At 48.6% G+C, this 23,557-nt stretch carries 17 protein-coding genes; 8 read left to right on the top strand and 9 right to left on the bottom strand.

The window, feature by feature from the left end; all coding sequences use genetic code 11:
- The first annotated feature begins 339 nt into the window (after positions 1-339).
- Positions 340-1,809, top strand: coding sequence for an FAD-dependent oxidoreductase (locus tag ACZND6_RS05525; protein ID WP_489524452.1), 1,470 nt, complete (start codon positions 340-342; stop codon positions 1,807-1,809).
- Between the two features lie 188 nt (positions 1,810-1,997).
- On the top strand, positions 1,998-2,246 hold the full coding sequence (locus ACZND6_RS05520; protein WP_008864387.1) for a hypothetical protein: 249 nt from the start codon (positions 1,998-2,000) through the stop codon (positions 2,244-2,246).
- An 83-nt stretch (positions 2,247-2,329) separates the two neighbouring features.
- Here the strand turns inward: ACZND6_RS05520 and ACZND6_RS05515 are convergent, their stop codons facing one another.
- Together ACZND6_RS05515 and ACZND6_RS05510 are read right to left on the bottom strand one after the other, a co-directional pair.
- Entirely contained in the window at positions 2,330-3,940 is a 1,611-nt protein-coding gene (locus ACZND6_RS05515; RefSeq protein ID WP_300877055.1) for a gamma-glutamyltransferase family protein, read from the bottom strand.
- 28 nt (positions 3,941-3,968) lie between these two features.
- The gene (locus tag ACZND6_RS05510) at positions 3,969-5,147 is read right to left on the bottom strand and encodes a hypothetical protein (protein ID WP_300877052.1); all 1,179 of its coding nucleotides are present in this window, start codon (positions 5,145-5,147) and stop codon (positions 3,969-3,971) included.
- Positions 5,148-5,613: 466 nt separating this feature from the next.
- Between ACZND6_RS05510 and ACZND6_RS05505 the strand changes: the two genes are divergently transcribed.
- Positions 5,614-6,822, top strand: a complete 1,209-nt coding sequence (locus ACZND6_RS05505) for a M20 metallopeptidase family protein (protein WP_240141196.1) — start codon at positions 5,614-5,616, stop codon at positions 6,820-6,822.
- A 58-nt stretch (positions 6,823-6,880) separates the two neighbouring features.
- Here ACZND6_RS05505 and ACZND6_RS05500 read toward each other — a convergent pair whose 3' ends face one another.
- From ACZND6_RS05500 to ACZND6_RS05490, 3 genes are all read right to left on the bottom strand, one after another.
- A complete protein-coding gene (locus ACZND6_RS05500) occupies positions 6,881-8,206 on the bottom strand; it encodes an L-cysteine desulfidase family protein (RefSeq protein WP_418581589.1) in 1,326 nt (441 codons plus the stop codon).
- Positions 8,207-8,637: 431 nt separating this feature from the next.
- Positions 8,638-9,927 carry a citrate transporter gene (locus ACZND6_RS05495; RefSeq protein WP_149888985.1) on the bottom strand — a complete coding sequence of 430 codons (1,290 nt, stop codon included), beginning with the start codon at positions 9,925-9,927 and terminating at the stop codon, positions 8,638-8,640.
- Positions 9,928-9,984: 57 nt separating this feature from the next.
- Entirely contained in the window at positions 9,985-10,932 is a 948-nt protein-coding gene (locus ACZND6_RS05490) for a carbon-nitrogen hydrolase family protein (RefSeq protein ID WP_489524451.1), read from the bottom strand.
- Positions 10,933-11,026: 94 nt separating this feature from the next.
- On the opposite strand from ACZND6_RS05490, the gene ACZND6_RS05485 reads away from it, so the two are divergent.
- Positions 11,027-11,941 carry a LysR family transcriptional regulator gene (locus ACZND6_RS05485; protein WP_149888983.1) on the top strand — a complete coding sequence of 305 codons (915 nt, stop codon included), beginning with the start codon at positions 11,027-11,029 and terminating at the stop codon, positions 11,939-11,941.
- Between the two features lie 267 nt (positions 11,942-12,208).
- Here ACZND6_RS05485 and ACZND6_RS05480 read toward each other — a convergent pair whose 3' ends face one another.
- Both ACZND6_RS05480 and ACZND6_RS05475 read right to left on the bottom strand, forming a co-directional pair.
- Positions 12,209-15,367: an MATE family efflux transporter gene (locus tag ACZND6_RS05480; protein ID WP_302817825.1), complete on the bottom strand. Its 3,159-nt coding sequence runs from the start codon at positions 15,365-15,367 to the stop codon at positions 12,209-12,211.
- Positions 15,368-15,494: 127 nt separating this feature from the next.
- Positions 15,495-16,484 (bottom strand): LysR substrate-binding domain-containing protein, encoded by a 990-nt coding sequence (locus ACZND6_RS05475; RefSeq protein ID WP_489524450.1) that lies wholly within the window; start codon positions 16,482-16,484, stop codon positions 15,495-15,497.
- 134 nt (positions 16,485-16,618) lie between these two features.
- On the opposite strand from ACZND6_RS05475, the gene ACZND6_RS05470 reads away from it, so the two are divergent.
- From ACZND6_RS05470 to ACZND6_RS05455, 4 genes are all read left to right on the top strand, one after another.
- The gene (locus ACZND6_RS05470) at positions 16,619-18,820 is read left to right on the top strand and encodes a molybdopterin-containing oxidoreductase family protein (protein WP_418572929.1); all 2,202 of its coding nucleotides are present in this window, start codon (positions 16,619-16,621) and stop codon (positions 18,818-18,820) included.
- A gap of 10 nt (positions 18,821-18,830) precedes the next feature.
- Positions 18,831-19,472 carry a 4Fe-4S dicluster domain-containing protein gene (locus ACZND6_RS05465; RefSeq protein ID WP_302817647.1) on the top strand — a complete coding sequence of 214 codons (642 nt, stop codon included), beginning with the start codon at positions 18,831-18,833 and terminating at the stop codon, positions 19,470-19,472.
- Between the two features lie 343 nt (positions 19,473-19,815).
- Positions 19,816-20,385 carry a molecular chaperone TorD family protein gene (locus ACZND6_RS05460; protein WP_300876890.1) on the top strand — a complete coding sequence of 190 codons (570 nt, stop codon included), beginning with the start codon at positions 19,816-19,818 and terminating at the stop codon, positions 20,383-20,385.
- Positions 20,386-20,523: 138 nt separating this feature from the next.
- Positions 20,524-21,495: an AEC family transporter gene (locus ACZND6_RS05455; RefSeq protein ID WP_302817644.1), complete on the top strand. Its 972-nt coding sequence runs from the start codon at positions 20,524-20,526 to the stop codon at positions 21,493-21,495.
- Here ACZND6_RS05455 and ACZND6_RS05450 read toward each other — a convergent pair.
- Both ACZND6_RS05450 and ACZND6_RS05445 read right to left on the bottom strand, forming a co-directional pair.
- Positions 21,466-22,779 carry a sensor histidine kinase gene (locus tag ACZND6_RS05450; protein WP_418572924.1) on the bottom strand — a complete coding sequence of 438 codons (1,314 nt, stop codon included), beginning with the start codon at positions 22,777-22,779 and terminating at the stop codon, positions 21,466-21,468. The two genes, ACZND6_RS05455 and ACZND6_RS05450, sit on opposite strands and share 30 nt — an antisense overlap.
- Complete coding sequence (locus tag ACZND6_RS05445) at positions 22,776-23,462, bottom strand: response regulator transcription factor (protein WP_302817642.1); 687 nt, start codon at positions 23,460-23,462, stop codon at positions 22,776-22,778. Before ACZND6_RS05445 ends, ACZND6_RS05450 begins: the two co-directional genes overlap by 4 nt.
- Positions 23,463-23,557 lie beyond the last annotated feature (95 nt).

Below are 23,557 nucleotides of genomic sequence, written 5' to 3'. Positions count from 1 at the left end.
TCCTTCTAACTGACATGGAATCACCTTTAATGAGAATTTTGTCACTTTCATTTTGCTCCCTCTATCTCGCTGGGAGCAAAGGGGTTCCATGTCATTAAATTAGGGGGATTTAAAAATTCAACCATCAAAACTCACTTTTTTCTTTATTGAAGCAAAAGTAAATGCTTTTACAGGGCTATTTCACCGTCAAATGAAATTTTGACTAACAATTTGTCTTAATTATCTATTTTTGTTCAAAAAATAAATACCCAAATTCGTTAGCACGCAAGGGACTTAACCCTAATTGTCTCTTTTGTATGAAAGCGTAGACTGAAATCACCTACTTCCGAGGAGAATAGGATGACACTCAACAGAAGATCATTTCTTGTTGGGGGTGCAGCCTCTGCTGCCGCCTCCATTTCCACATTCGCTCATGCAGCAAATCCCTGCTCGACGCCCATCACTTGGGATAAAACCTATGACGTCATTGTCATCGGCTCCGGCGGTGCCGGTCTTTCTGCCGGCATCGTCGCCAAGGAAAAAGGCGCAAATGCTGTCGTTCTGGAAAAACTTTCCATTTCAGGCGGCAATACTATGGTTAGCGGAGGCGGCTTGAATGCGGCCGTAGAAGCAGATTACAAGAAAGCAGGCATTGAGGACTCTCCTCAGCTCCATACCAAACAAACGATAGCTGCGGGCGATTTCCGCGCCGACCCTGCTCTTGTCGCCACATTGTGCGAAAACGTTCCTCAAAGCGTCGAATGGCTTAAGAAAGTCGGCGTGCAGTTCAAACCCGGCATCTACCAAATCTATGGCGGCCTGTGGCCTCGTTGCCGCAATCCTGTCGGTCAGAGCGGCGGAGACTACATCAAAGCCTGCATGAACTACGCCAACAAGATCGGTCTTCCGGTTCTGACTAACCACAAAGTCATCGGGATCATTCGTGAGAAACCGAACTCCGGCCGTGTCTTAGGCATTGAAGTTGAACTCAAAGACGCCAAGAAAGAGTTTTGGAAAGCCAACAAGGCCGTCGTTGCCGCAGCAGGCGGTTTCGCTGCAAACCCGACAATGTGCTCTTACTTTGACCCGCGTCTGACAAAACTCAACACAACGAACCAGCCAGGCTCTACCGGTGAAGTACTCAAATATATCCAAGGTATCGGAGGTTTAGCCGTTGGTTTGGATTACATCCAGTGCATTCCGTGGACTGCTCCCGGCTACAAACACACCGCTGATATTTTCCAAGCTATCGAATACACCATCTTCCTCAACAAGGAAGGAAAGAGATATGTTGCCGAAGATGCTCGCCGTGACGTAATTCGTGACGCCACTTTGGCTCAAACCGATCAAACGGTCTTCCCGGTATGCGATACAGACGGCTTCGATAAGAACAACGAGTATTACAACGAGATGAACCATCGTGCTCTGGAAAACGGCACCTTGTTCAAAGCAGACACGATTGAAGAACTCGCCAAACTCATCAAAGTACCGCCGGAAGTTATGGTCGCGACCATCAATGAATACAACGCAATGGTTGATTCCAAGAAAGATCCTCTCGGCCGTACCCCGATTATGCTGAGTCACAAGATCGTAAAAGCCCCGTTCTATGCGGGTCCGATCGGTATGTGCCGTCATCACACAATGGGCGGGGCCAAGATCAATACGAAAGCTCAAGTACTGGATCGCGACGGAAATGTGATTCCGGGTCTGTATGCTGCCGGTGAAATCACAGGCGGTATCCACGGAAGCAACCGTATTGGCGGAAATGCTATTGCAGATATCTTCACATTCGGAAGAATCGCCGGTGAAGGCGCCGCTTCTGAGCAATAAGTAAGTAGGCTTATGAGTTATAGGCCGCCGGTTTCATCAGGCGGCCTTTTCACTTATATTCTCGGTAATCACTTCTCATAAGAAAGCCGTCCTGACAGCTTCCTGCTCACAATTGGTTAGATTACTCAGATTGTTGTCCGCAGAGCCTGATAATTCTCCTGCTAAATACTCGGCTGGGAGTGAGAGTCATGCCAAACAATAGATTAGATTTCGAAAGTATCGATCAGGTAGAAGTTTTCAAGGAAAACGGAGATGTCATCGGAACCGTTAAAGTCTCCGGTGTCCGTTCAATTGAAGCTGCTATCGAAAAAGCCCTTCAGCAGCTGCCGGAAGCGAAAGATCCAGAAGCCTATGTATTCAAGGTGTCAAACCTGTCTGACGGAACCGAGCGCCGATATCGTTTAAACGCACACGGTCACGTTAAATTAATTATCTAACCTTCAAACAGAAACCGGGCCTCGCTAAAGAACCGGATCCTGAATCAATGGTCCCGACGCCTTGGCATCGAGACCTTTGTTGATTAGTAGGACATGATCTGTCCGTCGGTACGCTTCTCGGTTGCGCCGCAAAGCACGCCGTTTTCATCTCTAAGAATGACCTGACCACGACCCATATGATAAGGATCAGGTTGGACGACGATTTGGTGTCCCATTCGCTGAAGCTGGCGAATGATGTAGTTGGGAGTTTCTTGCTCCACTTCGACTTTCTTACCACCGACCCACTGCCAGCGTGGCGCATCCAGAGCCTGCTGTGGATTCAGGTGCCAGTCAATCATATTCATGACAACCTGAACGTGCGCCTGCGGCTGCATCCATCCGCCCATAATTCCGAACGGTCCTAACGGTTTTCCGTTTTGAGTCAAGAATCCTGGAATAATGGTGTGATACGGGCGTTTGCCGCCGGCCAATGCATTAGCGTGGTTTTCGTCAAACTTGAAGTTCTCTGCACGGTCATTTAAAGAAATGCCGGTGCCGGGAACGACGATGCCGGATCCGAATCCGCGGAAGTTGGACTGGATGAAGCTCACCATGTTGCCGTCTGCGTCTGCGCAGCAGAAATAAACGGTCGACGGGCATCCGGGCTCGCCGGGTTCCGGCATGATGGCCTGATCGTTTATCAAGGCGCGGCGTTTGGCAGCGTATTTTTCGCTGAGAAGTTGGTCATCGGAAACTTTCATGTAAGAAGGTTCGGCAACATACTGAGCCGTATCCACCATAGCAAGTTTCATGGCTTCAATCTGCTTGTGCATCGTGTCAGCACAATCTCTTTCAGCAAGCTTCATGTCTTTAAGAATCTGCAAAGCCATGAGTACGGTAATGCCGTGTCCGTTAGGCGGCAGCTCCCAAACATCCACTCCGTGATAGTTCACGCTGATCGGATCGACCCACTCGGGCTTGAATGCGGCGAGGTCTTCTTTGGTTAAGAAGCCGTTGTGCTTCTTAAAGAAGGCATCGATCTTTTCGGCAATGGCTCCGCGATAGAAAGATTCGCCCTTTGTCGCTGCGATCTCTCTCAGTGTCTTTGCCATGTCCGGGCAGCGGAACATCTCGCCGGGTTTCAGCCAGGTGTTGTTAGGCGCAAAAGTGTCGAACCAGCCTTGGAATTCCGAGCGATCACGATATTTGGAATAGTTTTCGAAGGCTTCCTGCCAAAGACGCGAAATGTTAGGCGTTACAGGGTAACCTTCCTCTGCATAACGAATGGCAGGAGCCATTACCTCTTCCAAAGGAAGTTTGCCGAAGCGTTCATGAAGCGTCATCCAGCCGGCTACTGCGCCCGGGACATCAATCGGTTCAACGCCGTAGGAAGGAATTTTTTCAAATCCTCTGTCTTTTAATGCTGCAACAGAAAGAGATTTAGGAGCGGGGCCCGAAGAGTTCAGGCCATACATTTTTCCTTCATACCAAAGAATCACGAAGCAGTCGGCGCCCAGACCGTTGCCGGTCGGCTCAACCACCGGCATAGCACTGGCCATTGCAACGGCGGCGTCCACCGCATTACCGCCTTTCAGAAGTGTCTGAAGACCGGCGGATGCAGCGTGCGGATTACCTGCGTTGCACATGCCGTTGCGGGCATAGACCACGTTGCGTTTGGACGGATAGGGATAATTTTGAGGATCAAATTTAATCATGTTTTATTTCCTAACCTTGAAATCGGGATCAGATGAACTTCACAAAGATGCCGGCAACGATCACAGAGAAGGTTGTCACGGTCACGAAGCCAGCAACGAGGTACTTCGCCATTAGGCGTTCATGAATAATCTTCTTTTCTTCTTCAGTTTCTGCAACGGCATTAATGATTTCGTTAACGACTAAGTAAGTAGCCGGGAAGCCGATTAACTGGCAGGCAGCAACGCCCACGGCAACGTTCTTGGAGCCGAGGATCTTCCACAAAGGAAGGTATTTGAAGAAAACGATGATGCAGAAGATAGAGATGGCAAAGATCACGCAGATCGAATAAGACAGCGTCAGGAGATTTTCCGGTTTAATCGTGGCGAGTGACGGGATAATGGCGCAGAAAACAGCGCAGTTAAGTAGGCCGCCGGCATTGGCGTGCTTCAGAATATTGCGAGGCAGATAACCGGTACTGCCGACAGCGGCGCCCAAGATCAAGGCCCAAATTGTTGCAGAAAGGCCTGTCCATTTGCCGATCACAAAGGCGATCCAAGAGAAAAGCGCTGTAATGGCCAAACAAGTGAACTGGCCGTAGTATTTCTTATGACTCTCAAAGAAAGAAGGACCGGCAGCCGGCTCTTTTTTAGGTGCATAAGTATCTTGTGGTACGACACCGGTTTTGCGGTATTCATCGATTAAGAAACGAGCTTCTTTGAGGCCGAAGTAGCTGGCTAACGGAGTACCGATGAACTTCTGCACTGCGAAAACAATCGTGCCTAATGCAGCTGCCAGGGCAAAACCGTGCTCCATCGCGCCGCTTGTCATGATCTGAGTCGCAACGATACCGCCGGTCACAATAGGCACGCTGACCACAGTGTTTTCGTAACCGATAAACGGCATCATCAAAAATGCGCCGAGCATAATGACGCCCATTGCCAAAAGGGCCGTCACAACCGTGCGCCATTCGGCAATCAGCTCACGCATGTTAATGGTAGTTCCCATGGAGAACACGAGCAGAATCACAGACCATTTAGCGATCTGATCCAAGCCGGCTTTCTTAATGATGTCGGGAGGAATCCACCCGGCCATAAAAGCGATTAAAAAGAGCATTAAGCTCACGAACACTGCAGAAACCTTGGCTTTTGTGGCAACGCCAAGGAAGTCGCCTATTCCGAAGAATAAAAGGCAGATGAAAAGATACCAATACATCGAAGTAAACATCATTCCGGCGCTCTAAAGGCACCCTCCTTTATTTGAGATTTAAGGTTTGTTTCAATTAGTCTCACAGGCAAAACCTATGAAGGAGGAAAAACTTCTCGAATGTTCCAACTACACCCTCTACAAACGACTCGTCCCCATCAGGCTCAAGGCAATAAAGTTTTTCTTCTTTGATTTTATCTTTCACAAGTTGAAGAATTTCTTTTTTGAAACAACAAGCGAATGAGTATTTTCGATTAGTTTTTTCTTCCAAATTGATCTGATTTCACGGCGTTTTTTTCCCTTTTCACTTTTTCTCTCCAGAAACATCAAACCAAAAGTGATAGGCAATCAACACACAACTTCTGCACAGAAACATTGAAGTTAGACATTTTCATCAGCTCTTTTAACTCAACAATTAGTCGTGCTCTTGACTATCGGCCTCGACCTTCCGAGAATGACGCTTTATTTAATAAAGCTATCTCAGCTGAAAATGAAAAACACAATAGATCCAGAAAGCATTCGTCAGGAGCTTCAACAATACGAATCTCGTTTGATCTCCTTCCGCAAAACCGTCCACGAAAATCCCGAAGTCGGTTTCAACACACGAGGCACGCTTGCCCGCATCAAATCCATTCTTGAACAATTCGGAATTTCGGGATTAGATACAGAAACCTCTCCCGGAAGCGGATTCCTTTTGATCGAAGGCAATAGGCCCGGAGCAACGGTGGCTCTTAGAGCCGATATCGATGCCCTCCCGATCGAAGAAAAATCCGGATGCGAATGGGCTTCCAAAAACGGAAATGCCCACTCATGCGGACACGACGGCCACCAGACTTGGCTGATCGCTGCCATTATCTATCTGGTCAAACATCGTGATTTCCCCGGAAGAATTCTTTGCATCTTCCAAGCAGACGAAGAAAATGTTGCCGGCGCTCAAAGCGTCATTGACTCCGGCGTTTTCCAAAAATACGGCGTTAAAGAGATCTACGGCGCGCACAACGAACCTTCCTTAGATGTCGGAACGATCGCTTTCAAAGCCGGTCCGACCATGGCTGCCTGCGATCTGTTTTCCATTCGCGTCGTCGGTGTAGGGACACACGGTGCACGTCCGAATTTCGGCAAAGACCCGCTGCCGGTTGCCACAGAAATTTATAACGCTCTGCAGAGCTTAGTTTCGCGCACATTGGATCCGCTTAAATCCGCTGTTGTTTCTGTTTGCAGTTTTAATACCGAAGGATCACGCGCTTACAACATCATTTCCGACTCTGTAAAAATGATCGGCACGGTTCGAACCTTTGACGAATCCATTCGAGACACAATTGAGGAAGAGCTGACACGGCGCTCTCAAGGCATCGCCTCGGCCTACGGCATCAAAGCAGAAACTGTCTATGAACGCCGCGTTTCTGCCGTCAATAATGATCCCGAACTCACAAAAGATGCAAAGGAAGCGGCAGATCGTTGTTTCGGTGCTCAAAATGTCATTGAACTTGCCGAGCCTTACATGATCAGTGAGGACTTCAGTTCCTATCAAAAGGTTTTGCCGGGCTGTTTCTTCTTTATCGGAGTGAAAGACTCGGAACACAAAGAAGCTCTTCACAGCCCGTATTTTGACTTCAATGACAAAGCATTGATTCCGGCAGGAGCTTTCTTCAGCTACTTGGCGCTTGAGAGACTGAATAAACTGCAAGAAGCCAAATAATTCTTATGTATGAGAGCTTGGAGGGAGAAATACCGACTCCAAGCTTGGCTCTTATCCCCTATTTATGGGTCATGATTTCGAGAACCTGACGGTCCGTCTCGACCATCGCTTCCTTACCGATTAAGGTGAGATTGTGAATCGTCTGATCCACATCTTCGCTGACGATTCCCTCAATGCTAGATACGCAGCGGCCGTTCATCGCCAGCATCGCAGACATCAGAGCAGTAGAAACACCTGAAGAGATTTTCATGGAACAGGCGGGCTTTGCTCCGTCACAAAGCATCCCTGACAAGTTAGCTACCATATTTTTGACGGCGGCACACGCGTCTTCATATCCGCCGCCCATTAGCCAAGTGATAGCAGTAGATGCTCCGGTCGAAGCTACAACACAGCCGCAAAGGGCCGATAAGCGCCCAAGACTTTGCTTGATGTAGACACTGGTCAAATGACTAAGTGTCAAGGCCCGAATCATCTGCTCTTCGCTCGCGTTCATATCTTTAGCGAAAACAACTACCGGCAAAGTCGCGGTAATTCCTTGGTTGCCGCTGCCGGAATTAGACATCACAGGAACGGTTGCTCCGCCCATGCGAGCATCACATGCAGCCGAAGTAAATTCAACCATATGGGCCAGGGTTGAATCGCCCATGTACTTCATTCCGTTGTTCCGGATCATTGCTCCAAGGGAATGACCGTAGTCACCTTTTAATGCGAACTCCGCGGCCTCTTCGTTAAGTCTCTGAGCTTCTTTCATAAATCGGATTTCTTCTAACGGAGCCGTCGTCGCAAAATCAAAAACCATTCTGAAATTCAGTTGTACAGCATCTGCGTCTTGAGCATCACCGTTCCCGGAACCTTCTTCTTCCGCAAAAATCACCTCATCGTCTTTTTCCAAGAGGACAAAGAGCGTGTGCTCTCGCGAAATAACCGCCCTAGCCGAATGACCTTGCGCTCGGACCTCAACGTCAACATGAAGGTTAGAAGGAGAGTCCGGCAAGTGTTTGATATTGATTGGAACCGACTCGACAAAAGCTTTTCCTCTTTCGACAGCTTCTGGGGAGACTTCTTTGAGGACCTCGAGACCGTATTCGGATTTTCCAATGAGACTTCCAAGGGCGATTGCGATCGGAAGCCCGATCATCCCGGTTCCCGGTATGCCGACTCCCATTGCGTTCTTAATGATGTTCCCGCTAAGGCCAAGGTTGATTTCTTCAGGCTGCATACCTAAGAGCTCGGTTGCTTTGGCAACTGCCAGTGATACTGCAATCGGTTCAGTGCATCCCAGCGCCGGCACAACCTCCCGATGAATTAAGGAAATAATCTTCTCTCTGGTTGCCTTGTCGATCATGTTGGGCCTTTTGGTCGGGTGAATAATTATGATCGACACTCTAGCGGTTTTTAACTAAAAACTAAATACCCACTAGGCGAAAATCCTCAGGGGAAAACAGTTGAAGAACAAAAAACTTGATTGTTTCTTCCTAAGTTAGGAGCCTTGTATCTTGAGCTCGTCGAGTCTTTTTTCGATTTTTTGAGATTAAACCACCCTATATAGCCGACAGTTGCTGCGCACAATATTGGGAAAATTTAATGATCACTTTTCTTAAGCCCAACGGTTGTAGCAAAAAACTTGCCCAATGCCTTCAAAGAATCGATTGAATAACACTACCTTTATTAACAAGACTGTTTAGGACTCAGACGCAGACCGACTCTCGCATCTCTACTTCTGTAGGAAGCCAACAAAGCAGAAAGCTGTGCGTTGCTTCGCACAGCTTCGAATAACATAGTCTCAGACAAACTACCCCTATTTAACCTCCTCTGTTAGAAGAAACTCAACGCGACAACAATACAGCCAGCGACAGCAAAGCCAAACAGGTAGTCGGGTCTTTGAAACAAGTTTGCTTTGACTAAGTCAGATCCTGGAACAACCGGAATAACTGTATTCAGGCCCGAAACCGGACCGCCGGTAAGATAATACTGTCCGATATTGGCACCGGCAATTGCCGCAACGGAACTGGCCATGGGATCGCCGCCGGCTCCGAGAACAACAGTGAGGAAAGGAAGAATAATTGCGGCAGAAGCTGCCAAACTTTGCGTAATAATTCCTGTAAGAATCGAGACAATGAACATCAACAGTTCCGGAGAGTATTTAAGAAGAGGCTCGAAGAAAGACGCCATCGTGTCCACAAAACCGGTATTTTTGATGACACCGGACATGAAGAGAAAAACGATCGTTGCGATGAAAGGAACCGCGATCATCTTTACGCCGTCAATCATCTCCTTCTGACTTTGTTGCAGATTGCGGCGCGCCAAAAGCGCGGTAAGAAGAGCACAGAAAAAGCAAACAATGAATATGGGTGCCCCTGAGGATGCCGCAACGATGAGAATTAAGAAGGGAAGAAAAGCTTTCCAGGAGGGTATCGTTGTAGTTTTTTCGTGGTTGAATTTTTCCAAAATAGTGTTGATTTCTTCAGGCGTCAATTTGCTTGTGAAGCCTTCTTTTCTAGCGTGAGCTTGCATACGAACGTATGCGATACCCATTACGGCAGCTGCAATTACAAGTCCCCAGAGATTAACCATGCCATACCCAATTCCGGCTACAGCTAGGATTCCCACAACCGTCGGATGAGAAAATCCAGCTCCGCATCCGAGAATATTAGCGTGTTGAAGAGCGCCAGCAGCTTCGTTTTTGTCCACGCCGAGTTTAATTGCAGCAGGACCTGCCACTACTCCGGTAATAGCCGCCTGCGTAAAGCCGACCATCATACCGATGCCTCCGGCAACGGCGGCAGCCGCAGTAATAATTCCAGGGCCTCCTCCGAGATAATTACCAGCTCGAATAATGTCGCCGATGATGACATGCAAAAAGCCTGTGGACTGCATAATTCCAATGAACAGCAAAATACCGCCCATATCGATTAAGACGGGATTTAGACCACCGATCAGTAGACTTTTGATCGTCACGGGCGCAGAACCGAACAACGGAATCCCGGCAAACAGAGCGGCCAGCGTCGAACCGACAACTGCAGTCACGTACATCGGAGTTTTACCGATGATCATTAAAACCAGCGTGAGAACGACGAATAGCTGAGCAACGATTGTTCCTGTCATTTGAATCCTCCTTGGGATCAGGAACGTCCGAAGACGTTCCCGGAGTTTTTGTGTTAGTTATTCGCAGATAACCTTGGTCTCAACTGTCTCTACGATCGTTTTTTTTGGTCGGGTGTCGACATGAAGGGAGAAGACATCAGGTCTGGCATAGTGTCCGGTTACGTCCATGTCGTATTTGGCTTTGACAATTTCCGAGAGTTCAATTTCCGCCGTTACTAACCCTTCCTGGTGATACAAAGGTCCGGCGAGTACCTGACCCATAGGGTTCACAATGACGGAACCACCGCGCATTAAATCCTCATCAGGCTTCCAATGAGGAACCTCTTTGCCGAGTTCCTGAGGAGAAGGCAGATATTGACAAGCTGTCACAACAAAACATCTACCTTCATGCGCAATATGTTTCATGGAATGTTGCCATTGATCTCTGCAGTCCACAGTTGGAGCGCAATAGACTTCCACTCCCTTGGCGTACATGTAGGCTCTGAGTAAAGGCATATGGTTTTCCCAGCATATGCACGCGCCAACTTTGCCAGCGGCCGTCTGAACAACAGGAAGCGTGGATCCGTCACCCATGCCCCAAATTAGTCTTTCAGAAGCGGTAGGCATCAATTTACGGTGTTTTGCAACCAGACCTTTTTCTGGGTCGAAAAAGAGAGCCGTACAGTAAAGGGCGTTCGGAGTTCTTTCAATACAACCGACTACCAAAGAAGCGCCCGTGCGTTCCGAAAGGGCGGCAAGCTCTTCACATTCGGGTCCTGGTACATCAATCGCGTTTTCGTAATACGCGGCAAAGTCTGCGCGACCTTCTGGAAGGCGATAGCCCATATATGTTCCGAAAATTTCTCCTTTCGGATAGCTGCCAAGAAGTGCTTCCGGCATCACGACAAGTTCAGCTTGTGAATCAATAATTGCCTGTTCATAAGACATAATTTTATTTAATGTCGCAGATTTTTCTCCGGCAAGATCGCTTCCGAGTTGAAGAGCGGCAACAATATGTTTACTCATATTTTCTCCTTTAGAATCATAAAAATGACATAAACATAGTTGTTATTTTCTTCTTTGGTTCATGCCATGAATACGGCCTAAGGCGATATCTGATATGAGTGAAATTAATATTGATTCAGTAGATCTGAATCTAATTCGATTATTTGTCGCAGTCTATGAAGAGAAAAGTGCAACAAGAGCCGGACTCAGACTGGATCAAACTCAATCTGCGGTTTCTTTTTCACTGACAAAACTTCGTCATCTCTATAACGATCCGCTTTTTGTGCGAACCGGCCGGGGACTTTCTCCGACCCTGTTTGCCGATCAGCTTTATCCTGCTTTGAAAGAATCACTCGAACGGTTTTCAGAAACCTTCGAACTTTTCTCCACACGCGGCGGCCTCTACAACGGCCGAACAATAACAATAGGCATGTCGGATGACTTTGAGTTAGCGATGGGACCAAAAATGATCGAGCTTGCAAAGCTCATCCCGACTTGCACACGACTAAGATTTAAACAAACCAATTCCATGCTAGTGGAAAAGATGCTGCTCTCGCGAGAAATTGATTTAGCAGTAACCAGCGGAGGCATCCGAAGTGAAAGCATTTGCATTACGACCGTCGGGGTCGGAAATTACGGCTGCCTCATCGATCCAACATCGTTTGCTCAAGAGAATTGGTCATTGGAAACTTACGTTTCAAAAGATCATGTACTTGTCTCCAACGGCGGGTTCTACGGGATCGTGGACGAAGTACTCTCATCAAAAGGTAAAAAAAGACGAGTGCTTGTTTCAACCTCGCATTTCAGCGCCATTCCGTTCCTTTTAACAGGCACTGATGCCTTAACGACGATACCAAGGCACGCGGCAAAGGCAATTGCTCGAGTATCCTCCCTTAAATATCTTGAACCTCCCGTGGAGTTTCCTGACTACCCAGTGAACCTAAGTTGGCGAAATTTCTCCCGCAAGGATCCTGTGCTCTTGAATCTAATCGAAATGTTTTCTCAAAATCTGAGTTCTTGTCTGAGATGATCGGTGTGGTTTAGAAGTCCACGATAATAGCCAAAGAAAGCAGAAGCTAGTTCATCTAAGGCCAAAACCGATAAAGGTCTCTTTGTCCATGTTCAATATTATTCAACACTGATGTGAAATATTATTGAACATCAGTATCCAGAACTGAGATAGATTTGTCGTATATGCGGCTCGAGTTCAACAACAAGAGAAAAAGAAATCTCAGGCAAAAAATCGGCGCACCCATCCAAAAACGGATGCGCCGATTCGATTTTTCTTTAGCTGCCGTTAGACATTTTCAGTCGTGGTCTTCTCCACCGCTTCCTGCGCCAAAGACTCCTCTTTTTTTCCTCGGAGTTTCCTTCCGAGTGCTGCAGCCTGAGTCTTCACCCATACGACAGCTGAAGTGAGCGGACTGTTCTTCACGTGAACCTCTTGAAGCTCTACAGGAGAACGATCCTCAATCTTTCGGCAAATGTCTTCAATGGCACCGAGGTAGGCTTTGTAGTTATCCAAGTAGAAAGCCAATGCCTTGGAGAAATTAGATCCGAGCATTCCGCTTAAGAACAGTCTTGAAACTTCTTTGTACTCCGTGAGTGACTTCTGGAAGCGGACAAAAACCAGACGTTCCTCCGCAGACATTCTCTTGAGTTCCGTTAGGAACGCATGCTGTGCACAAGGTTGGTAGTACCAGATGTACATCAGATCCAAAGAAATCACAATGCATTCAATTTCCATGGACTTAGAGCGCTCGGAAATCACACGGATGAAATCTGCCGGGCGAGACATTAAAGAGAGGATGTCTTTTTTTGGGAAAGCCAGCTCCATGCGCTCAAAGCAGCTGAAAAGCGCCTTGGTCGACATACGGAAGTCGGACGTGCGCAGACGGTAATTGTTGCGGCGATCGGCTACGCTCTCAATCACTCCGGCCACCGTATCTGAAGCGAACTTCGACACGATCGCAGCCGCCGGCACCAGAATCGCCGCTGCGGGCATTCCGGTAATAATCGGCAGAATCATTGCGAGAATCACGTTGTAGACCATCGCCACCGGAATCGCCAAAATGCTTCGGAATAAGTTGCCTACAACGGCGGTCTTCGGGAATCCTCGGAAGATGTTATGGGAGGAGATATAGAGGCCGTTGGCTAAAGCGATGATCGAGAACACCAGCAACGGCGCCTTATCTACCGTGATCCCGAGGATGTGACCTAAAAGAACATTGCGGGTAAAGCCTTCAAGAAGCACAACCGACATACCGGTGTACATCAAAGAGTCACTGACGCGAGACCAGTTAATCAGAGACTTCCAATCGATACGGGCGCCCTTTTGGAAGCCTCCGCCGGCGATAACCGCCTGAATAATATTGCGGATACCGGTAATACTGAACCAAATCAAAGCACCGAACCAAGCCAGCACCCACCAATTCTGAGTAAGCATGAAGGTGAGGAACGCCGGCAGGAAGCCGATCGTGACCTTAATAATGTTCAGGATCGTCGTGTTGGTATACGAAAAGCCGGTCTTTTCTTTCTCTTCTTTGGTTTCGTCCGTCACAAGGCCGTTAGTGTTGCCGCGAGTGATGCCGCCGAGAGAAACCACGTTGCAGTTATTCGTTGTGACTTCTGCATTGGCGTAGGTAGCAACCCACTCTCTCGAATGCTTCATTCCGAACTTGGTAAAGCCCAAATTCTTGCGTACCCACTTCACGAAAGGAGAAACTTCCTCGGGCTCCGAATAGACATCAATGCATTGAACCGGAACATGCAGAGGAATTTGGAAAGATTCATCGCTTTCCTTCTCAATCATCTTCTGCGCACCGCGCGGGAGCGTGTCGGGTACGGCAAAGCCCATACCAAATCGCGTTCCTAAGATAGTCGTAGAGTCGGATCCGAACCGGCTGCCGAGCGGCTGGTTGGCATAAAAACTCAGGATGCGAGGAATGTTTTCGAGGAACTCATTAAAGAGTGCACTGCGTTCCGGATTTTGCGCAATCTCCGAACGCTGGCGCATGCTCTGGATGATTCTTTTGAGCTCTATCGCATTGTGACGATTAATCGCTTGCTGCAGCTGGTTGATCTCGTCCATGTGTTTGACGCGTCCGAGCTCACGCTCCTTCATGTTCAGAATTTCCAGATGCGAAATCCGGCCTTCTCCGAGCCAAAGGAGCTCTAAAACATCTGCATCTGTCAGCTTACCTGTAAGAAGCGTGATCCGCGACGACGGACGGATATGCATCAGGCGCGAAAGGAGACCCTGAACGTCGATCTTTAGCAAATCCGGACGGTCATCATCCGCCGGCTCAGAGAGCGACGGAATTTCAGGATTACAAGACGGACGAAGCCAACGCTGGTAGAGCACTACAGAAGTTAACTCATCCAGTTTTTTCAGTCGTTCCTGAAGAACGCCCTGGTCTTCAGCAGAGGCGCTCAAGAGCTCCTGCTTAACCTTTTCAGCTTCTGCTTCGACAAGCGGGAGCAGCTTGGAATGCACAAATTCAGAGAGACGAATCAGCGTGGTTTGTCCTATGCCGACGTACTCTTCAAATTCTTTTTCGGACAGGGGAGGAACCTCAATGCCCCATTCCTTCGCGATTTCTGCAGCGTGCCTAGCATTAAAGACTTCCAAGGTCTGAAGGACTTCTTCTCTGGCCCAGTCTTCGACGGCACGTCCTTCCTGCATTAACGCTTCAGTTTCGGGTTCTTTTAAAAAGTCCAAAACCGATTTTGTATCGGTAAAGCCCTTCGGCGTCCAAAGGAATTCGACGTAACGGTCATGGAAACGAGCTTTAAATTTAATGCCTAGACGAACCGAAATGCCCATGATATGGGCAGCTTCATAAAGTTCGTAGACCACCTTCGGATCGACAAAGTTGTAGTAAACAACCGTCAGACGACGAATTCCTTTGACACGAGCGTCCATCACCAGGTAGGTCGGATTCTTGCGGCCCATGGTGTTGGCATCGTGAACATGGTCGTCCATTGTTTTCTGATTCCACTCTTCCGGCATCTCCAGCAAGAAGAATTTAGAAAGAAAGGCGCGCACAATGCGGGGATTGCCGGCCGCCACTTTCTGGAAATCGTGAATCAGACGAAGCTGCTCTTCTTCATTACCGCGTGCGCGGACAATCTCCTTCATGAGCTGAATCAGCACTCGTGAAGTATTAAAACGGAATGGAGTTTGTGCACTGTACAGCACTTCTTCATGAAGCGTCTTAAGAGCAGAAAGCCTTGCCTCAACGCCCGTTCCGTCATTTAATCGCTGCAAAAGGTTAACTTCAGCCATCGCCATTCGTTCTTCATGGGTGCTGACCATGTTTTGAATGCCGTGCGGATGCAGAGAGGTTCTAAAAGTCTCCTGCTCTGCAGAAGACACATTCCCGGAATCGATGACCTCGTTAATTTTGACGAGCAGATCTCGATCCTTCTTATCAAAACGTAATGACTGATTCACCTTGTGACTCAAAAGTAATTATTCTTGTGAAAAGTTTCGATTTTACATAAGGTTAGCTTTTGCAGGTGTAACCGCGAGGCAAATTTCACCTGTCGTTTTCGGCAATAGATTCACTCTTCTGATCGTCTTATTGCGTTCGCCCAACCTCCTCCTCTTCGCTATTCTTCCTGCCTTGACGTTTTTGAGCTCGTTTTTCTTCGAGACTGCGCAGTAAAACCGAGCGAAACCACTGGTGCGCCGGGTCAAAATGCGTACGGTCATGCCACAAAAGCACGGGCGTCCAAGCCGGATCAGCAACCAAATTCTTTGGAAGAATGGTCAGCGGCAAATTGCCGATAAGTTCTTTCACAGATGATTCCGGCAGGCGCCCGATAAGGTCGCACTGGGTTAGCATGTGCGGAACTGTTAGAAGATACGGCGTATCAATGGCGATGTTGCTCCCTTCTTCAAAACCCGAGGAGTCTGTCGTGATCTTGCCTTCCGAATATCCGTACTTCACGGCAATGAAACGATAATTCTTCAAGTCTGATCTTTTGAGCTGTTTGCCTTCTCTCAGCTTAACCGCCAAAGGATGGCTGTTTCTGACCACATACAAGTGATCCGTGTTGTACAGAGTCTCGTAATGAAATTTCTTGCCGAGTTCTCTTAACTTTAGGTTGGGCGGAGCATAAATGACGATATCAATATTGCCTTTCTCTAACGCCCACTGGAAATGCTCACGAAGAGAAATAATAGAAAGGCGAATGTTAGGGGCCTGAGCATAAAGAATGGCTAACGAGGGAACGATAAAACGCAACGCAGCATTATCAATACAGCCAATTCGGAAATCTTGTGTCAATTCCTCAGGAGAAAATACCTTGGGACTGGGAAGGCGATCAATGCGCATCAAAATGGACTGGATTTCGCCAATCAAGGAGTCCATCTTGGGTGTCGGCATCATTGCACGCCCGCTCTTTACAAACAACGGATCTTCGAAAATTTCACGGGCCTGGGCCAATAGGCGAAAACATGTCGCAGAGCCCTTTCCTAGGCGATTAGCCGTAGAAATAAGGTTGCGAGAATCGTAAAACTCAGCGAGAAATCTAAGCAATTCACTGTTGGGACGGTCTTGGGCCATATCGTTATCAATTTTGATGAGTATTTCTGTCAATTTTAATCAAATATGACAGGAAAACTCCTCTATTCAAAGTGTAAAAATCGCTCCAAAATTTCACTCAGAAGCACCCCAATGCTGACCAAGGAGAAACAATTATGCAAAAACTCTCAAGAAGGCAAATTCTCAAGGCAATCTCCGCTCTTCCGACCGTCTCTCCGGCCACTTCCGTTCTTGCACAGGCTGCAAATCCCCAGCCTCAGGAATGGACGGGCTTTGCCATTTGCGATTCTTGCAACCATGTACCTTCCTGCGGAATTCAATTCCAAGCACAGGGCAATAACATCATCAGTATTCAGAACTGGAAAGAAAATCCGCGCCACTGGCTCTGCTCTAAAGGCATGAGCACTCTGCAGCGCTTGTATAACCCGAATCGTCTGCTTTATCCGATGAAGCGTACGGCCCCCAAAGGCGCAGAAGATCCGGGCTGGGTTCGTATTACCTGGGATGAGGCTTACAAGACCATCGCCGCCAATATGCTCGCCGCTAAGAAGAAATACGGCCCCGAATCTGTCATGTTCTATGCAGGCGACCCGAAAGAACCGAGACCCTCTGTTTATCGTTTGGCTCGTTATTTCGACTCTCCTACTTGGGCCACAGAATCCTCCGCCGCGTGCCGCTCCGGCTGCATGATGGCTGAACAGCTCAACTTCGGGCAGCCCAACAACGGATCCACGCCGACTAAAGATACTAAGGTTTATATGATCATGGCCACCAACGTTTGGGCTCAGCCCCTGGGTTGGTGGGAAGCCATCAAGGCAGCAAAAGCACGCGGCTGCAAGATCATCACGGTTGATACGAGAAGAACGAAAGCCGCGGAAATCGCTGATATCCATCTGGCTCCGGCCATCGGTACTGACGCCGCTTTAGCAGCCGGTATCGCCCGCGTCCTGATCAAAGAAAACCTTATTAATAAGCCCTTCATCGATCAGTGGACACACGGCTTCGAAGAATACGCCAAGTATGTTGACCAGTTCACTCCTAAAAAGACTCAGGAAATCACCGGTGTACCTGCCGACAAAGTTGTCGCAGCCGCTCGCCTCTGGGCTCAGGGTCCGGGCTCCTTCACTCTGACGACTCAGTCTCTGTCTCACAACTCCAACGGTGTGAACAACACTCGCGGTCTGCTCCTGCTGCCAATCCTGATGGGTTACATCGACATCCCCGGCGGCGTTCCCTTCGGTCAGCCTCCCAAAGGCTTGTCCATGGCCGCCTTCGGTCTGCATCCTGCTATGGCCGACAAGAAGTGGTGGAACTCCCCTGAAGTGAAAGCTCGCCGCTTAGATAAAGACGAACTTCCGCTTTGGCATGACCTGCAGGATCAGACTAGCCCGAACAATCTGCCTGAATGGGTTCGCGACGGCAAGGTCAAAGTCTTCTGCGGATGGGGCTTTAACGTCAACATCTGGCCGCAGCCTGATGTCTATAACGACGCTCTCTCGAAATTAGACTTTGCATTCGCAACGGACTACTTCCACCGCAAAGACAGCCACCGCAACATGGATATCATTCTTCCTGCTGCGATGAACTATGAACGCCATGCCCCCTTCGGCTGGTACGGTCCGAACATTGCCGTTCGCAAACCGATCAAACCGCTCGGCGAAGCGAAAGAAGACTGGCGCATTGCTCTGGAACTCGGCTGCATCGTTGATAAACCCGAACACTTCTTCGACGGCGATCCGGAAAAGGCCCTCGACTTCATCCTTCATCAGTACGAAGGCGGCGACCTCGTTAAGTTTAGAAATGCATTGCCTCAGATCAGCCGTATCCCGGCTCCGAAACCCGGCTTCAAGAAGTACGAAGACGGAAGACTCCGTCCTGACGGCAAACCCGGCTTCAACACGCTTTCCGGCAAGCTGGACTTCTTCTCGGATCGTGCGGCTAAATTCGGCTACCCCGGCCTCCCGGAATACAAACCGATGACCGAGCTCAGCAAAGAATTTGATCTTCGCCTCATGAACGGTTCTCGCAAACCGTACATCACACACAGCAAGACCCGTACGGATCAGCCCTATCTGATGGAAATCGAAGACTGCCTGCACGTCAACATCAACCCGAAGGATGCTGAGGCCAGAGGTATTAAGGAAGGCGATACCATCCTTATTACATCTCCCTACGGCGGACCTGTAGAAGCCAAAGCAGTGGTTTCTTTGATTGTTCCTGTCGGCACGATTGACGCTCAATACGGCTGGCTCGACAACCAGAATACCCAGAAACTCATGAACCGCGGCAATCGCGATCCGCTGTCCGGTTATCCGAGCTACTTCGAAAATCCCGTCCGTATTGAAAAGAAAGCCTAAGGAGATCGTCATGAGCAAATATGGAATCATTGTTAATGCTGACGACTGCGTCGGCTGCCACGCCTGCTTCGTCGCTTGTAAAGAAGAAAACCAAGTTGCGCCCGGTGTGAAGTGGAACCATTTGGAAAGACTTGAGCATCCGGCTGAAGAAGTCATCGAATACTTCCGCGTCTCCTGCATGCACTGCGAAGATCCCGCCTGCATGAAGGTCTGTCCGGTAAAAGCTGTTTACTTCGGACCGCACGGTGAAGTTCTGATCGACCAAAAGAAGTGCATCGGCTGCAAAGGCTGCTTAGCCGCCTGCCCGTACGGTGCTCCTAAATTCTCCGACCCGAACAAGCAGTCCTACTACGGAGACCTCCAACCGCTCGGCGGAAGAAGCGCCAGTCCGACAGCTTGGACAACGCGTATCCCCGGAAAAGCCGAACACTGCACTCTCTGCACGCATCGTACTTCCCAAGGACGCTTGCCTGCCTGTGTTGAAGTCTGCTCAACCAAGGCTTTGCAGTTAGTAGATTACGACAACCCGACCGATGCTCAGAAGGCCTTAATTGCCAAGGCTCAGATCATCAATAAAGATGCCGGCACTTCTCCGAAGATCCGCTTCATTTCATCCATTACGGACTTTGGGGCTATCAAAGTTAAAGCCTGAGTTTGAATTGCGGTGCCGAAAGCAAGCGGCACCGACTCGTGTCTCTTAGGGTATTTTTGGGACGGGTCCGGGACCCGCCTTTTTTGTCTCAACTTTTCCCAAAACAGGAAAATGGCTCGTGCCTCGAAAATAACAACCCGACTCGATGGATTTTCCAACTTTAGGTTTGGAGACTGCCGTCCTTATTTTCGATAAGACTAATTTTCGGGAGTCGTCACCTGCTTGTCTCTCAGTTTTCCCTAAGTCCGAATTAAAAAGCTCGCCCTACGATCACTTAACTGATACAGTTCCTTGCAATGAAAAAATTCTGCGCAGTTTTTGTCCGCAGTCCCAAAGGATAAATATGAATTACCAAGAAATCACTCGAGAAGAATGCTCAGAAGCATTAGCTAAAATCATCACCGTCTTAAGTGAAATTATTCTCGACCCGCATGAGAATAAAACTTCCGTCTACCCCAAGGTTGCAGAAGCTTTTAACAGCATAGCCGATGAAGTCGGTTTTAACGGTCCTCGTTTCGGCGACGTCACTTTTAATGAAGACTTTGACCGCGATGCCGCTAAACTCTTTTACGGTGTCGGCGACACGACGATCGGAATGACGCATTCTTTCTGGGCCGGCGGTCTGATTACCGTGACCGGAAAGAACACCCACGAAGCTTTTAAAACGTATCTCAGCAAAGGCCTTCAGAACACTTCCAACCTGCCTGATGACCACATCGCCGTCGAGCTCGCTTTCCTCGGTCATCTTTTAGCCGAAGACAAAATCGAAGAGGCCCAGCAGTTCGTTAAAACAGAAATCCTTGCCTGGTGGCCGACTGCGGAGCAAAACATCGACAGCAAGACACAAAACGCCGGCATCAAGGCATTCTTCGCCTCTGTCACAGCTGCTTTAAAGCTCGTAGAAGCTCTGTAATTTTCTTGTGTGAACATGTTCACACGTGCTTCCGACCGCCTTTTCTAAGGCGGTTTTTGCTTTAGTTTTTAGGATCTTTCCTTCGCCGATTAACGATGATTGCTGGTCTAAACTATCAGCAAGTTCCAAGGAAAAATAATGTTAGCCGCCACAATACTTCATTCACTATCCGCGGTCTGCGTTTTACTCATCGTGATCGGCTTCGGTGTGTTTCTCGCCCGAAAAGGCTGGTTCGATGCACCCTCGCACCGCGGCATCGTCTCTAAACTCGTCAACGCTGCCCTGCCGTGCTTTCTCTTTTATTCTGTTATCTCTAAGTTTTCGCAAGGCGAACTCTTTAACCTGCTTAAGTTTGCCGGACTCCCGTTCCTGACGGTTGGTTTGAACTTTTTAATCTCTGTTCTCTTCATTAAGCTCGGCTGGGTTCGGCCTCACATGAAAGGAACGTTCATTGCCGCATTTACCGGCGCAACCATTTTGTTCGTCGGCGTCCCTCTGGTACAGACAATGTACGGCTCGGACGGAATTCCTTATTTGCTCGTCTACTTCTTTGCCAATTGCGTCTTCATTTGGACCGTCGGCATCTTTAACATCCAGTTAGACGGTGCGCGCCGAGGCATGACAGAAGAACCTAAGATCTTCTCGGTTCGCGGACTCAAGATGCTGCTTTCCCCGCCGCTGATGGGTTTCCTTATCGGTTTAATCGTTGTCCTTCTGTCGATTCCCGTTCCTAAATTCATCTCCCAGTCGACCCATACAATCGGCCAATTAGCGACACCGCTGGCTTTAGTCTTTGTCGGAATTACGGTTTGGCAAATTGGTTTTGAGAAACTCAAAAAACTCCCGAGAGAAGTCTGGCTGATTCTCCTCTCCTGCTACGTCATTCGCCCGATAACGATGTATTTGTGCACGATGTCTTTAGACATGGACCCGCTCATGCGGAAGTGCTTCATCTTGGCTTCCGCACTGCCGGTCTCTTCCGTGATTGCCGTGCTCTCTAAAGCCTACGGCGGGGACGAAGAATTTGCCTCTGAAGCCATCGGCGCAAGCACTGTTGCCATGATCTTCGTCCTACCCTTCCTATTGATTGCTGTTAACCTCGTCAACTGACTCCGGTTTGAAACGAATCACGAAGTCGGTGCCTTTGCCGACTTCGGATTTGAGCGAAATGCTCCAGCCCAGCGCTTCGGCCGCACGCTTAGAAATCGCCAGTCCTAAACCGAATCCCTGATAATGGCCGCGGCCGCCTTGACCGGCCCTAAAACCGCGGTCAAAAACCTTTTCTCTATCTTCTTCTTTTATTCCGATCCCTGTATCACGAATGATGGCTTGATCTTCATCAACGATGACGGTCACCGAACCGTTGTCCGTGTAGTGAATAGAATTGAAGACGAGGTTATCGAAGATCGTTGCGCCAAGTACTTCGTTAAATGTCTGCTTGGGCATGTTCTTCATTTCGATAGAAAACTTCAACCCTTTGTTTTCGGCTTTTTGTTTCCACGACTCTTTCAAGCCGGCTATAAGCTCGGACATCGAACAAAGTGCGTTGTTCTGACCCGTTCGAGCGCGTCCGATATTTAAGAAAACTTCCGCCATCCCTTTGATTCGAGAAGAGGCATTCTGTGCACGACGAATTAATGTTTTTTGACGGTCGTTGCCTTGAACCTGTTCATTGAGAAGTTCGAGACTCGTATCGATCACCGTCAGCGGAGTACGAACCTCGTGACTAACCTCGGTGGAAAACGCTCTTTCCTTCATCGCGAGGACTTTGAGTTTGGAAACCAACGCTTTAAAAGAGCGTTCCAATTCTCCGATTTCGTTTTCCGGCCAGTGCCCTTTAAAGATTTCTTCCGTGTAGATTTTGCCGTTCTGAATCAACCCCTCGGCTCTTACCGCTTCCTTAGTCAGCTGTCCTAAAGGAGACAGCAGCTTGCGACCCAAATACCAACCCACAAAAGAGCAAATCGCAATAAGAAGCAGGAATCCGACTACGCCGATTCGAAAAAGATGTCTCTCCCAAATCTCAAAATTGCCTTGATGACGCGTCAGAACATAACGCTTCCCGTTGATGATTTTGGTATAGGTATGAAGATCTTCGCCGTCCGTAAATTCCGTATATCCTTGCGGATTGTGCCTGAATAGGTCCGGGATCTCACGGCTGGGATCTCCTTCAATATAAAGGCGGGAAACCTGATCAAGACGCGGCGGTTTCCCCTGCAGGATATCTGCAGTCACAACAGTCTGCAGCATATCGTCCATCACAGATGCCATGAGCTTGCTCTCTGCCGTCTCTAAAACGTAAACCAACGTGATGGAATACAGAACCGCGCAGGCGGCTGCAATCACGCCGCAAAGCATTCCTAATGACTGTTTGAGCGAACGACCTTTTTTCATTCTTCCAGATCCTCTTTTGCGCGTACCGCCCAGCCGAATCCGTGACGCGTTTCAATCAGCGGCTCTTCAAAAGGCTTGTCTACGATTTTTCGAATTTGGTAAATGTGAGCTCTCAAATTATCTCCGGCCACTCGCTGGAAACCCCAGATTTCATCTTCAATTTCTTCACGAGAAACAACTTCGGGACTTTTCTGCATCAGAAAGGCCAAAATCCGGAAAGCTGTCGGATTAAGTTTGAGCTCCGTATCTCCTCGAAAGACGCGCTTGCTGTCGAGTTCGAGCCTGAGGTTGCCGACCTGAAGAACTTTTTCTTCGGGAGTTGAACTGCGGCGAAGAACTGCCTGAATTCTCAGCAGGAGTTCCGCTAAGGAGAACGGTTTAACCAAATAATCATCCGCGCCTTCGGAAAGCCCCATGATGCGGTCGTCCGTACTATCCTTAGCACTCAGGATAATAATAGGAGTTATGTTGCCCCGGCTTCTCAGTTCGTGGCAAAGGCGCAGTCCGTCCATGCCGGGAATCATGATGTCCAGAACGATGAGGTCGTATTTATTAACGATTGTTAAAGCCAAAGCTTTCAAGCCGTCATCCGTGTTGTCGGTCTGGTAATTTTTGGACTCTAAATATTCAACGAGGTTGAGCCTAATGTCCTCGTTGTCTTCCACAATCAAAATCGTCGGCATATCTGTTCGTTTTTAACGTAGTTTTCACGATCGCTTAACCCGTCATTTCAGGCAAGAGATCCATACTTATCTTCCGATCGGTGCGGAGTTGTAGA

The sequence above is a fragment of the Parasutterella sp. genome (assembly GCF_057870745.1).
Note: the sequence above shows the minus strand (reverse complement) of the source record. Positions and strands in the feature narration are given on the sequence as shown.

Coding starts and splice junctions, on each gene's coding strand:
- ACZND6_RS05525 (WP_489524452.1), top strand. CDS start 340: ATGACACTCAACAGAAGATCATTTCTTGTTGGGGGTGCAGCCTCTGCT.
- ACZND6_RS05520 (WP_008864387.1), top strand. CDS start 1,998: ATGCCAAACAATAGATTAGATTTCGAAAGTATCGATCAGGTAGAAGTT.
- ACZND6_RS05515 (WP_300877055.1), bottom strand. CDS start 3,940: ATGATTAAATTTGATCCTCAAAATTATCCCTATCCGTCCAAACGCAAC.
- ACZND6_RS05510 (WP_300877052.1), bottom strand. CDS start 5,147: ATGATGTTTACTTCGATGTATTGGTATCTTTTCATCTGCCTTTTATTC.
- ACZND6_RS05505 (WP_240141196.1), top strand. CDS start 5,614: ATGAAAAACACAATAGATCCAGAAAGCATTCGTCAGGAGCTTCAACAA.
- ACZND6_RS05495 (WP_149888985.1), bottom strand. CDS start 9,927: ATGACAGGAACAATCGTTGCTCAGCTATTCGTCGTTCTCACGCTGGTT.
- ACZND6_RS05490 (WP_489524451.1), bottom strand. CDS start 10,932: ATGAGTAAACATATTGTTGCCGCTCTTCAACTCGGAAGCGATCTTGCC.
- ACZND6_RS05485 (WP_149888983.1), top strand. CDS start 11,027: ATGAGTGAAATTAATATTGATTCAGTAGATCTGAATCTAATTCGATTA.
- ACZND6_RS05475 (WP_489524450.1), bottom strand. CDS start 16,484: ATGGCCCAAGACCGTCCCAACAGTGAATTGCTTAGATTTCTCGCTGAG.
- ACZND6_RS05470 (WP_418572929.1), top strand. CDS start 16,619: ATGCAAAAACTCTCAAGAAGGCAAATTCTCAAGGCAATCTCCGCTCTT.
- ACZND6_RS05465 (WP_302817647.1), top strand. CDS start 18,831: ATGAGCAAATATGGAATCATTGTTAATGCTGACGACTGCGTCGGCTGC.
- ACZND6_RS05460 (WP_300876890.1), top strand. CDS start 19,816: ATGAATTACCAAGAAATCACTCGAGAAGAATGCTCAGAAGCATTAGCT.
- ACZND6_RS05455 (WP_302817644.1), top strand. CDS start 20,524: ATGTTAGCCGCCACAATACTTCATTCACTATCCGCGGTCTGCGTTTTA.
- ACZND6_RS05450 (WP_418572924.1), bottom strand. CDS start 22,779: ATGAAAAAAGGTCGTTCGCTCAAACAGTCATTAGGAATGCTTTGCGGC.
- ACZND6_RS05445 (WP_302817642.1), bottom strand. CDS start 23,462: ATGCCGACGATTTTGATTGTGGAAGACAACGAGGACATTAGGCTCAAC.